General features: G+C 70.0%; 10 protein-coding genes. 6 read left to right on the plus strand and 4 right to left on the minus strand.

The window, feature by feature from the left end; translation table 11 throughout:
- Positions 1 to 52 precede the first annotated feature (52 nt).
- The 3 genes from ACFWFP_RS00985 to ACFWFP_RS00995 all read right to left on the minus strand — a co-directional run bounded on the left by ACFWFP_RS00985 (position 53) and on the right by ACFWFP_RS00995 (position 6085).
- Positions 53 to 4159: an arabinosyltransferase domain-containing protein gene (locus tag ACFWFP_RS00985; RefSeq protein WP_379292484.1), complete on the minus strand. Its 4107-nt coding sequence runs from the start codon at positions 4157 to 4159 to the stop codon at positions 53 to 55.
- A gap of 118 nt (positions 4160 to 4277) precedes the next feature.
- Positions 4278 to 5171 (minus strand): serine hydrolase, encoded by an 894-nt coding sequence (locus ACFWFP_RS00990; protein WP_379293711.1) that lies wholly within the window; start codon positions 5169 to 5171, stop codon positions 4278 to 4280.
- 38 nt (positions 5172 to 5209) lie between these two features.
- Complete coding sequence (locus ACFWFP_RS00995) at positions 5210 to 6085, minus strand: LysR family transcriptional regulator (RefSeq protein ID WP_379293712.1); 876 nt, start codon at positions 6083 to 6085, stop codon at positions 5210 to 5212.
- A 168-nt stretch (positions 6086 to 6253) separates the two neighbouring features.
- Between ACFWFP_RS00995 and bla the strand changes: the two genes are divergently transcribed.
- Entirely contained in the window at positions 6254 to 7171 is a 918-nt protein-coding gene (gene bla / locus ACFWFP_RS01000; RefSeq protein ID WP_379292485.1) for a class A beta-lactamase, read from the plus strand.
- Here bla and ACFWFP_RS01005 read toward each other — a convergent pair.
- On the minus strand, positions 7164 to 7772 hold the full coding sequence (locus ACFWFP_RS01005) for a TetR/AcrR family transcriptional regulator (protein WP_379292486.1): 609 nt from the start codon (positions 7770 to 7772) through the stop codon (positions 7164 to 7166). The genes bla and ACFWFP_RS01005 overlap by 8 nt on opposite strands.
- A gap of 35 nt (positions 7773 to 7807) precedes the next feature.
- On the opposite strand from ACFWFP_RS01005, the gene ACFWFP_RS01010 reads away from it, so the two are divergent.
- The 5 genes from ACFWFP_RS01010 to ACFWFP_RS01030 all read left to right on the plus strand — a co-directional run bounded on the left by ACFWFP_RS01010 (position 7808) and on the right by ACFWFP_RS01030 (position 12012).
- Positions 7808 to 8215, plus strand: coding sequence for a RidA family protein (locus ACFWFP_RS01010; protein ID WP_056812467.1), 408 nt, complete (start codon positions 7808 to 7810; stop codon positions 8213 to 8215).
- Between the two features lie 251 nt (positions 8216 to 8466).
- Entirely contained in the window at positions 8467 to 9672 is a 1206-nt protein-coding gene (locus tag ACFWFP_RS01015) for an SGNH/GDSL hydrolase family protein (protein ID WP_379293713.1), read from the plus strand.
- Between the two features lie 197 nt (positions 9673 to 9869).
- The gene (locus tag ACFWFP_RS01020; protein WP_379292487.1) at positions 9870 to 11264 is read left to right on the plus strand and encodes a sensor histidine kinase; all 1395 of its coding nucleotides are present in this window, start codon (positions 9870 to 9872) and stop codon (positions 11262 to 11264) included.
- Positions 11261 to 11671, plus strand: a complete 411-nt coding sequence (locus ACFWFP_RS01025) for a roadblock/LC7 domain-containing protein (RefSeq protein ID WP_101466218.1) — start codon at positions 11261 to 11263, stop codon at positions 11669 to 11671. Before ACFWFP_RS01020 ends, ACFWFP_RS01025 begins: the two co-directional genes overlap by 4 nt.
- The gene (locus ACFWFP_RS01030; protein WP_379292488.1) at positions 11668 to 12012 is read left to right on the plus strand and encodes a DUF742 domain-containing protein; all 345 of its coding nucleotides are present in this window, start codon (positions 11668 to 11670) and stop codon (positions 12010 to 12012) included. The genes ACFWFP_RS01025 and ACFWFP_RS01030 overlap by 4 nt, the downstream gene beginning before the upstream one ends.
- The last annotated feature ends 21 nt before the right edge of the window (positions 12013 to 12033 follow it).

Raw genomic sequence — 12033 nt, forward strand, 5'->3', positions numbered from 1 at the left:
CCGAAACCGCCGCTACCCCTGTTTGGGTAGCGGCGGTTCGTGTTCGGCGAGGTCAGCTGGTTTTGATCGGGGTTTCGGTCGTCAGGCCCCAGCGGCTTTCGGTGTGGACGGTGATGTCGGCCGGTGGTGCGGCGACGGTGCGGGTGAGGCGTTGGAGCTCGCCCCAGTCGCGGGTCCAGTCGTCGGCCAGGTAGGCGGGGATGGTGCGGGCCTGCATGAGCATGCCGGTCCAGCCGAGGGGGCCGCCGCCGGTGTCGCCCTGCCAGGTCTCGGAGACCTGGGCGTTGAGCTTGTCGGGCTGGATTCGCCAGATCGGCATCTGTGCGACGCCGTTGTGGTGGTCGAACGGGCGCTGGCACGGGAAAGCCAGTCCCACATGCCAATCCGCGAGGACCGGGTCGGCACTGCCGACGACGGTGTTCAGGCTCGACAGTTTCGGCAGGCGCGGCGGGGTGATCGCGAGCCACTGCATGGGGTCGGGCTCCGTCGCGTCGACGACCAGTCGAAGGGCAGTGGTGCCTGCGGGAATTCGATCCAGTGCGACCGGGAGGTTTCGCCAGCCCGGCGCCCCACCCACCGTCGGCGGGATCGCATCGCCCAGGGCGGCGGTGGTTCCGTCCTCGGCACGACTGGCGAACTCCACTCGCAATCGCCTGCCCGGCATGCGGGAGCCATCGGGCGCCGTGGACTCGATCCGACCGGCCACCGTCAGGATCACCACGCGGTACGCCGGATTCTGCTGTGCGGCAGCCAGATCCAGCCGATACCACTGGGTGGTCAACTGCGACCGCTGTGGTTCGCCGGTCGAGTAGCTACCGAGCACCGGTGTTCGTTCCGGGGCGAGCCCGAACGGCAATGCCACCGTGCTGCCGTTCACGCCGGCCACGGCGGGACCGGACGCGCCCGGCGCTCCGAGTGGTCCCGCGTTCGGCCCGCTCGGCGGTGCGTCGGTAGAGCCGCCGTTGCTGCCCGGCATCCCGTTCACGCCACCCGGAGAACTGCCCCCACCAGGTGCTGAGCCGCCGGGGCTCGCACCGCCGGGTCCGCTTGCGCCGGGGCCTGAGCTGCCGGGTGCGCTTGCGCCGGGGCCTGAGCTGCCGGGTGCGCTTGCGCCGGGGCCTGAGCCGCCGGGTGCGCTTCCACCGGGGCCTGAGCTGCCGGGTGCGCTTGCGCCGGGGCCTGGGCCGCCGGGTCCGCTTCCACCGGGGCCTGGGGCGCCGGGTCCGCTTCCACCGGGGCCTGGGCCGGAACCCGAAGGCGGAGCCGAGGATTGGCCGGGGCCGGGATCGGGGGCGAGGCTTCCGACACCGTTCGGGGTGAAGCCGGTGTTCGCGGCGGCCAGCCCGTCGGCGACGGTGCCGCTGTACGGAGTGAGCAGCGAGTCCGCGGTATTCGTCTCGACGAGAACGTCATCGGCCATCGCGCACCGGTCACCCGTCAGTGCGCGCAGATTCGACAGTCCGACCGAATAGGCCGGGTACTGCGAAACCGCGGCCGTGGCAAGCGAACCCACCTCGAACAGCACCATGGCCGCCGCGGCGACGGTCAGCGGCGCGACAGCCGGGATCCTGCGACCGGTCCTACGGCTACCGATACCGCCACCGGGCTTCCGCTGTCCGCCGCGTCCGCGTTCGAGTACCCGACTCGTGTCAGAACCGGCTGCACCTGCGGCATCGCCATCGGTTCCGCCGTCATCGCTCGGGCCACGGAGGTCATCGGCATCGTCTCCTGCTGCCGAGGCGGCGATGCCCGCACGGTAGTACTGGAACAGGGCCATGAGGAGGGTCGCGGCCGTCGCGGCGAGGAAGAGGGACGACACCTCGATGCCGCCGAGTGTGGGGGCGCGGTCGGGCCACGGGACTCCGTAGCCGGAGACGTACCACCAGCCGTTGGAGCCGGTGAAGCTCACGGCCAGCAGGAACAGCACCGCGGCGGCGAACAGCGTTCGCAGATAGTTCCGGCTAACGCGGGCCAGTGCCACCGCCGTGATCGCGGCTAGTGCGGCTGCCAGGCCCGCGTAGACGCCGAAGTGGTGGGTCCACTTGGTGGGGGTGAACATCATCAGCAGCAGGGCCATGAAGACGACGGCGAGGATTCTGGTCACCGGGCCACGGGCGGTTGCCGGGATGCGACCGCGACGCAAGGTCGCGACGACGCCGACCACGAGGCACACGAGCATCGCGAGGACGCCGAAGCGGCGGGCCAGGGAGCCGTCGGGGTTGACCGACAGCAGGGAATCCCAGCGGGTGCGTTCCTCGAACCAGGACATGTCGGGGCCGACCAGCTGGCGCACGCGGGTGGCTTCGAGGACGGTCGAGAAGGTTTGGTCGGCGAAGACGACGACCAGTACCAGAGTGCCCGCGGCGAGGATCGGCGCGACGAGTGCGGCGTAGCGGAGAGCCATGGCTCCGCGAGGGGCCGCGCCGGGGCCCGAATCCGATCTGGTGCGGGCGATGATCGTGCGCAGCACCGGTCGCGAACCGGCCAATAGTGCCGCCACGCAGATCAATCCGGTGGGACCGGCCGCCAGGGCGAACGCGGCGATCAGCACCGCGACGGCTGCGGGCAGCAGACGGCGGGTGGCGATCGCCCGTTCCATCGAGCACCAGGTGAGGAGCGCGCCGACCGCGATCAGGGGTTCGGGTCGCAGGCCGTTGTTGTAGGGGAGCCAGATCGACAGGAACACCAGGGCCGCTGTCCAGCGCGCTACCCGGCTCGCGCCCACGCCGGAACCCAGGCGCGGCAACACTTCCCGGCTGAGCACCAGCCAGCACACGAACCCGGCGAGCAACGCGGGCAATCGCATCCACACCCCGGTCTCGCTGATTCGCGTCATCTGGGCGAGCACCTCGTACGGCCACCCGAACGGCGCCTCGGCGACCTGGAACCACCGGTAGTAGTTGGCGGTGTAGCCCGCTTCCTTCGACGCGCGTGCCATAGTGAGGATGTAGCCGTCGTCAGAACTGTTGGCGCCGATCACATGCCAGCTGACCAGCGTGCCGGCGACCAGCGCGTCGAGACCGGTGAACCGCCACCAGCGGGCGGGCAGCACGCGGCGCGCCCGGCGTCCGTCGCGAGCGTCGCCACGGTGCAGGCAGGTCAGCGCGAGCAGCGCGCTCAGCACAGCCCCGATGATCGCCGCCAGCTTCCAGCCACTCGGACTCGACGAGAACCGCGCATCGATGTCGGCATGCAGCCGAGCGTCTCCCATCCGTCCGCGATCCAGCTCGGTGAAGACTCCGACCACCTGTGGCCGCACGTCGGCGTCCACGGTCGTCCTCATCGGCGATCCGTCGGCGCGGGTCATCCCGGTGAGCTCGGCGGTCGTGCTCGACCCCGTGGAAACCACGGTCAGCGCACCGCATCGAGCGTTGCGTGCGCCCTCGGGCACGGCTTCTCCGGGTGCGCCCGGCCCGGCATTCGGACCGGCCGGCGGTTTCGCTGTCGAGGCCGGCGCACCGGTCGGCCCGTTCGCCGACACCGCGCCCGAAGGGGGAGTGCTGCCAGGGGTGGGAGCACCGTTGGGCGGGGTGGTGCCGAGGGGTGGTGCACCGTTGGGTGGGGTGCTGCCGGGGGGCGGCGCGCCGTTAGTCGGGGTGGAGCCCGGGGGCGTGGCACCGTTGGGTGGGGTGTTGCCGAGGGGCGGCGCGCCGTTAGTCGGGGTGGAGCCCGGGGGCGTGGCACCGTTAGGAGTGGTGTTGCCGAGGGGCGGTGCACCGTCGAGTGGGCTGCTGGCGGGAGGCTGGGCGCCGGTTGGACCCGCCGGCCGGTTCGCGTCGGTAGGCGGCGGTTGCGTGCCGCCCTGCCCTTCTGCGGTTGGGCCGGGCGCTCCCTCCTCAGTGGGAGCATTTCCCGCGATATCCGCGATCGACGCGCTCAACAGCAGCTTGTCGCGCAGCACCACCGACAATGTGCGCCCGGCTGCGGGCCGGTCCTCGATGCGCGCGACCAAGCCTTTCGACCCTGCTCGCGGCGCCTGGGCGGGAACGGTGGACAGGACCGTCCCGCCGGTCATGTCGCGCAACGCCGTACACGGAATGCTCACATCGAGCGACAACGGCACGTAGTCCACCAGCGGCGCGCTGAGTTGCATCGACTGGGGCTGTGGCCAGTCCAGGCTCGCGCGCTGCTGCTGAACCGGCAGCAACGGAGTCGCCACCGACAGAATCACACTCAGCGCCCCCGCCGCGATCCCGATTTTCCGCACTCGGCCGAAGCCGGAAGAATCTCCACCCACAAACGACGATGCTAGCCATGGTTGTCAGGTAGTTGTCACCTCAGCGCGGGCGGCGCAGTTCGGTGACGGCGATCCGGGCCGCCTCGCCGATCGCGGCGTCGACCACCGGCAGCATCGGATCCGCGCGGGCGGCGCGGGTGAACACCGCCACCGCTACCGGTGTTTCGCCGGGGAACTCGATGACGGCGACTTCGTTGCGGATCACTCCGATGGTGCCGGTCTTTCCCGCGACGAGCACTCCGCGATGGGGGAATCCGGCGGCGATGCGGTGCGGCCAGATCTGCTTGCTCATCACCGCGCGCGCGAATTCCCTACCGGCCGTGGACAGTATGTCGCCCGACCACAGCTTCCACAGGAACCGGGTCATCTCCTCGGGGGTGGTCGCGCTGGCGTAGGAGGGGTCGTAGGCGGAGACGGTCCATGCCTCGTCGTTGTCCGCCAGTACCGCGAAAGCTTCTGCGGTGCTGTGGGTATCGGTATCGCGGACCAGACTGCGGTGCTGGTCGGCCGTGCCGCCGACGATCCGGGTCTCCGGCAGGGCGAGCTCGTGCACGAGCTCGCTCACCGCGGCGAGCCCGACCTCGCCGAGCAGGACGTCGGCGGCGGCATTGTCGGACACGGTCATCATCGATGTCGCCAGATCGCGGCGGCTCAGCGTGACCGGGTCATGCAGTGCCGCAAGGCCGGTGGGACCCGGAGTGCAGTCGGCGGGGTCGATGGTGAGCCGGCCCGCGGGGTCGATCAGGCCGTGGTCGACTTGTCGCAAGAACGCTGCCAACAGCAGCAGTTTGTAGACCGACGCGATCACCACGCGGTCGTGCCCACCGACGCAGACCTCGCCGGAGGATCCATCGCAGCGCCGGGCATGCAACCAGCCGACGCAGCCCGCGTCGGCGAACACGGCACGGATCCGGGCGCTCGCCGATTCCGGCATGCCGCGATCGCCGTGTGCGGTGGCCGCGTCGAACACGCTCATCGCAGCCGCTCCCGGTACAGCACCCGATCCAGGGCGTCGGCCTGCGTTCCCGCGTCCGCTCGGCGAATCACCCTGACCCGCACGGCAATCGACTGCGGTGCCACCGTGAGCCACGCCACCCCCGGCGTCGGCGTCGGCGAGGTGGTGGTGACGCCGAAACTCGTGCCCGCGGCCACCGCGGCCAACACCGCGCGATCGTCGGGAGCCGCGAGCGGCGGTGCGTCCAGTCCACGTTCGCGCAGCAGATCGCTGATGCTGTCGAAGGCGGGCGGGTTCGCGGCGCGCGGTGGATGCGCGAAGTTCAGTCCGGCGAGCATCGGGAAGGTCGGTCGTTCGGCGGTGGTGGTGCGGTGCTCGGCGGGCACCACCAACCAGCGCGGCAACCTCACCACCGGACCGGCCTCCACCCCGTCGACCAGCGCCGGATGTTCGATCACCGCCACATCGCACACGCCCGCGCGCACCTGCGCGACGAGATCGACGGTCGTGGCCAGTGTCGTCGCCACGCTGCCACCCGCGGCACGCAAGCCCGTGACACACGCGGCGACCAGACGATCGGGCAGTGCGGTCGTCGCCGCGAACCGCACGGTTCCGCTGAGCTGGGCGATCCGCTGTGATTCGGCGAGCAATCGGTCGGCGTCGTCGACGAGCAGCCGGGCACGCGGCAACAGCTGCTTGCCCGCGGTGGTGAGCAGCGCGCCCTGGCTGGTGCGGCGAATGAGTTCGACGTCGAGATGTTGTTCGAGGCGGCGCAACCCCTGCGACAGCGGAGGTTGGGTCATGTCGAGCGCCGCTGCTGCCCGCCCGAAGTGGCCCTCGTCCGCGACAGAGACGAAGAACCGGAGATGGCGGATCAGATCCATATCGGCCATTGAACCAGCGCTCTTGCCGCGACTCGGTCGATCTGCGGTGACGAGCTGGTGGGGATCGGTCATCCATGTCGCCTTACCGCTGTCCACCTGCGGTGATATCAGGTGCGACTCGTCCAGCCCGCTGTCCGATATTGGCTTCGAACCGGCCCGCGATGATTGCGTGCACCGGTGACTTCCTCCCTATCGATGCCCCGCCTCCGCACCAGGATCGCCGCCGTCGCGCTGGCGATCTCGGCCGTGACGTGCACCGCCTGCTCGAGCAACGACATCGCACCGGCACCGAGTACGTCGGCCACTGTGCCCGCCACCGCGACATTCGCCGACCTGGAGGCGAAATACGGTGCCCGACTCGGCCTCGCGGTGGCCGACACCGGAAGCGGAGCGACGGTCGACTACCGGGCAGGAGAACGCTTCCCGATGGCCTCGACCTTCAAGGGTGTGGCGTGCGGCGCTCTCCTGCAAGCACATCCGCTGTCCACCGGCTATTTCGATCAGGTCATCCGCTACACCGCGGCCGACATCGTCGTGAACTCGCCGGAGACGGAGAAACACCTCGACACCGGCATGACCGTCACCGCGCTCTGCGATGCGGCGATCACTTTGTCCGACAACACCGCGGGCAACATGCTGCTCCGATTGCTCGGCGGCCCAGCGGGATTCACGGCCTTCCTGCGCACCCTCGGCGACACCGTGTCCCGTCTCGACCGGTGGGAGCCCGAACTCAACACCGCGATCCCCGGCGACGAACGCGATACCACCACCGCCGCCGCGCTGGTCGCGAACTACCGTGCTCTCGTCGTCGGCACCGCCCTCCCCGAACCCGAACGCGCCCAGCTCGCCACCTGGCTGAAGGCGAGCAAGACCGGCGCCGAACGCATCAAGGCGGGTCTGCCCACGGACTGGATCGTCGGCGACAAAACCGGCACCCCGGCGTACGGCTCCGCTCTCGACGTAGCCATCGCCTGGCCGCCCCACCGCGCGCCCCTGGTCCTCGCCGTCCTCACCACCAAGCCGGATCAGAACGCCGAACCCGCCAACGACCTCGTCGCCGAGGCGACGACAGCCGCTGTAGCCCAGATCAGCTGACGCTCCAGCCCGATGCCACCGACCGCGCGCAGCGTTGCGGATCATCACCGGCTCCCACGAACAATGCTGTGAGCAGGGGAATTCCGTAGCTCAGCGCGGCCGCCGGCAGCGGCCCGGTCGCGACCAGACCTGCCAGCCCGTGTCCGATGGTCCAGCTCTGTGTGGCCAGAACCAGCGGATCGATATCGGCCTCGAACCGTCCGATCGACCTGGCCGAGTCGGCCGCCCGAACCAGACGATCCAGGGTGGCATCGGCGGCTTTCGCGTCTTCGAGCGCGAAGCCGGCGTCGAACATCACCCGGTAGAGATCGGGATTGGCCAGGGCATTGGAGAGGTAGGCGCTGCCGAGTGCGGCCAGATCGTGCACGGGATCCGCGGTGACCGGCACGCCCGCCAGCCGCGCCGCCAGTCGGGTGAACCCCTCCTGTCTGACCGCGCGCCACAGCCCGTCCATTCCGTCGAAATAGGTGTAGACGGCCATCGTCGACACCTCGGTACCCGCGACAAGGCCGCGCAGGGTGACCGGCTGTCGTTCGCGCAGCAGCTGCGCCGCCCGGTCGATCAGCATCGACCGCACCGCGGGATTCTTCGTCCTTGCCATGGCCTCAGATTACATATCAATGTTATGTTATCGGTATGACGGTGGAACTGGTGAATCCGGACGGGCTGCCCAAGCCGGAGGTGTATCGGCAACTCTCGATCGCGACCGGGTCGCGGCTGGTGTTCCTGGCGGGGCAGGTTGCTCGGGACGGTGCGGGGAATCCGGTCGGCGCCGGGGACTTCGCGGCGCAGGTGGAGCAGGCCTACCTCAATATCGGTACCGCGCTGGCGGCGATCGGTGGCTCGTTCGACGATGTCGCGAAGCTGACGATCTATGTCGTCGATTGGAGTGCGGAGAAGTACCCGCTGCTCGGTGAAGGTGTCGCCAGGGCGGCGGCGAAGCTCGGAGTGGATCCGGTCAAGCCGATCACGTTGATCGGGGTGGCCGCGCTCGGTGAGCCGGATCTGCTCGTCGAGGTCGAGGCCACGGCCGTGCTCGACTGAGATTCGGCACGCCCGCTGTCAGGACCTCGGTCGGCGTCGCGGTAACGGCCCGGCGCCGTGCCGAATTCGCGTTCGAAGGCGCCCTCGCCACGCCCGGCGGCGAGGGCTCGCGCGGAAGTAGTCGCCTCGTCTTCCAGAATCACCTTCCTACTTCCTGACGAGACGGAACCCAGTGCAGTGATGAAGTGTGCGCGACCCCGCGTGCTCGACGCCCTCACGCCTTTCGGCACGACATGGTCGCTGCGTTGACGGTGCGACTACGGTGGATCGCCGTACCCATCGCTGCCGTGGCCGCGCTGGTCCTGGTGGTGTTCGGGGCTCGCGACACCGAGACTTCGTGGTCGAGTGCCTGGACGACCGCTGTGCAGTACCCGGTCTACCAGAACTGGTCCGCGATGGGTTTCGCCGATCAGACTGTGCGACAGGTGTTTCGCCTGTCGAAGGAGGGGTCGCAAGTCCGGGTTCGGTTGTCGAATCGCTTCGGTGACTATCCCCTGCCGGTGTCAGCGGCGACGGTGGCCGCCAGCGCGGGTGGAGCGGCGGTCGCCCCGGAATCGGTGCGGGAGTTGAGCGTTGGTGGGCAGTCCACCTTCGTGATCGCGCCGGGGGCCGAAGTGGTCAGCGACGCCGTGCGCACCGTGGGGGCATCGATCGCGGTCACTCTCTACTTCGACCGACCCACCGGACCCGCGACCCAGCACGGCCAGTCGCTGGCCACCAGCTACCGAGCGCACGGCGATCACGCCGCCGACCCGTCGGCGGCGCCGTTCACCGAAACCTCGCAGTCCTGGTACTACGTGGCGGGTATCGAGACGCTGCGGTCGAGCACCGGCGACGTCACGGTGGCCTTCGGCGATTCGATCACCGACGGCTACCGCTCCACCCTCGACGCCGACCAGCGCTACCCCGACCAGCTCGCGGCGGTCGGCCACCACGGCCCGGTGGTCAACGCTGGAATCAGCGGCAACAGACTGCTCACCGACTCGACGGTGCTCGGTGACAGCGCGCTGGCTCGGTTCCGTCGCGACGTTCTCGACCAACCGGGCGTCGGCACCGCCGTCGTCCTGATCGGAATCAACGACATCGGCCTGTCGGACAGCGCGGGTCCGGACGGGGTTGTGTTCCCGCCGGTTTCGGCGGACCAGCTCATCACCGGATACCGCGCGTTGATCGCGCAGGCGCGAGCGGCGGGGGTGCGCATCGTCGGCGCGACCATTCTGCCGTTCGCCGGGTCGGCCTACTACTCGCCCGAGCGGGAGCGGTTGCGCGCCGAGGTGAACACTTGGATTCGGGATTCGGGCGCCTTCGACAAGGTGGTCGATCTCGAACAGGCGCTGGCCACTCCCGGTGATCGCACCCGCCTCGCCGACGCGTTCGACAGCGGTGATCACCTGCATCCCAATGATTCCGGCTATCGAGCCATGGCAACGGTCATCGCACCGGCTCTCGCCACGTGATCGCCGTCTCGTCCCACCTGGGGTGACCAGGCCGGATGCTGACCCGTACCCCAACGGCCGGTGAACCCTGATCGGTCGAGTGGCAGGTCGGGCGGGGGCTCGATATGCTCGACTCCGACTTCGAAACAGGCTGCCTTGCTGCGTGTTTGATCGACCACTATGGCAGGGGGCCTGTGAGTACTGCGGAAGTACTGCCGATGGCACAGACAGTAGCTGCGCCGAAGGCTTCCGGCGGCAGCGCCGGATCTGTGGTACTCGGCGCCGGCGTGGCGGTGGTGGTGATCGCCGCCGTGACCGCGGTGTTCACGCCGCAGGCCATCGGCATCCCGGTGCTCGCCGCGGCGGTGGCCGCGGCACTGATCGGTTGCCCCGCGGTGTGGTTCGCGCTGCGTCAACGCGCGCAGGCGCGGGCGAGTCTGGCCGCCGCACAGCAGGCCGAACAGCAACTGGCCGCCACCGTGGCCGAGGCGAGCGCGCGCCTGACCCAGGCCGACGAGCACACCGCCGCGTACGCCTGGGAAGCCCAGGAGAACTCCCGCCGGGGTGCGGCGGCGCTGGCCGCCTTCGCCGGTGCGGCGGGCCGCATCCAGGCGATGACCACCTCGATGCTGGCCGAGCTGCGGGAGATGGAGCACCGCCACGCCGACCCGCGCGTACTCACCGACCTGCTCCACATCGACCACCGCACCGCCCAGGCGGGCCGCCTGGCCGACAGCATCGCGGTCCTGTCCGGTGCGCGCACCGGCCGCCGCTGGGCGAAACCGATCGCGATGGAATCGATTCTGCGCGGCGCGATGGGCCGCGTCGCCGGGTATCAGCGGGTACGGCTGCGGGCGATCGCCGAGGTCGGCATCGCCGGGCACGCCGCCGAAGGCGTGATGCACACACTGGCCGAACTCCTCGACAATGCCTGCAACTTCTCGCCGCCCACCACCGAGGTGCACGTCTACGCCGCCGAAGTGCCCGCGGGCGTGGTGATCACGATCGAGGACAGCGGCCTGATCATGAGCGATTCCGCGCTGCGCCGGGCCGAGGCCGCCGTCAGCGGGCGCGATCACAAAGGCAAGGGCGTCGACCTGGCTTCGCTGTCGGGTACCCGGCTCGGCCTGGCGGTGGTCGGGCATCTGGCGCGCAAACACGAACTCACCGTGTCGTATCGGCCGTCGGCGATCGGCGGCACCGCGGTCGTCGTCGTCATCCCGCGCGAGCTCACCGCCCGCGCCGAACGCCGCAGCCGCAATGTGGTGGCTGCGCCGCGCTTCGCCGAACCGGCCACGCTGAGCCAGTTCGACAGTCCGATCCCGCGCAGAACCGACACCGGCACCATGGATTTCAGCGAACCCGTGGGCCAGCACGCGCGACCGGAGAACGACAGCGTGATCCCGGCCTCGCCCACACTGCCGAAACGTCGCCGGGGCGACACCCTGGCTCAGGTCCACCCCGAAGGCCTCGCCGCCGCACCCGCCGCCAAGGCGGCACCGGCCAAGCCCACCGCCCTCGGTGCCTTCCAGCGCTCCGCGCCGGGCCGCACCACCACAAGCCACGAACCGGGCAGCGCCGCCGCGGCTCCCGACCCCATGGAGGACCGATGACCACCACCGCCCCCGCGAACCTCGGCTGGCTGCTCGAGAAGCTGCTCGCCCGCACCCCGCGCGCCAGGCACGCCCTGCTGCTGTCCGGTGACGGGCTCAAGATCTGCCACACACCGGAACTCGATGTGGACCGCGCCGATCAGCTGGCCGCCATCGCCGCCGGATTCCAGAGCCTGTCGCACGGGGCATCCGTGGAGTTCGGTGACGGGCGTGGCGGGGTTCGCCAGTCGATGACCGAGTTCTACGGCGGCATCCTGTTCGTGGTCGAGGCGGGGCGCGGCGCGCACTTGGCGGTGGTCGCCGCCGAGGACGCCGACGCCGGTCTGGTCGGCCACACCATGCACGAGCTGGTCGAACAGCTCGGCGAGCATCTGGCTGCCCAACCCAGACGCGGAGCGATCGAGTGACCAGGGCAGGTCGCGACGACGATCCCGACCGTTTCTATACGCTGACCGGCGGCCGCGCCCCCGCGACCGAGGACTTCGACCTGGTCACCCTCGTGGTCAGCGAGTCCGCGCCCACCCCGGGCATGTCCTCGGAGCAGGCCGCGGTCCTGGATCTGTGCCGGGCGCCGACCGCGGTGGTGGAGATCGCGGCCGAGCTGCGCCTGCCCGTCGGGGTGGCCACGGTCGTGCTGTCGGACCTGCTGGCCGCGGGCAAGATCACGGTGCGCCCACCGCTGTCGGCGGCGATGTCGCTGGACGCTTCCACCCTCGAGAAGGTGCTCGTTGGACTTCGCAAGCTCTGAGAATGTGCCCGAGCGCGCCCG

Origin of the sequence: Nocardia sp. NPDC060249 (assembly GCF_042728755.1) — a bacterium.
Taxonomy (GTDB): Bacteria; Actinomycetota; Actinomycetes; order Mycobacteriales; family Mycobacteriaceae; genus Nocardia.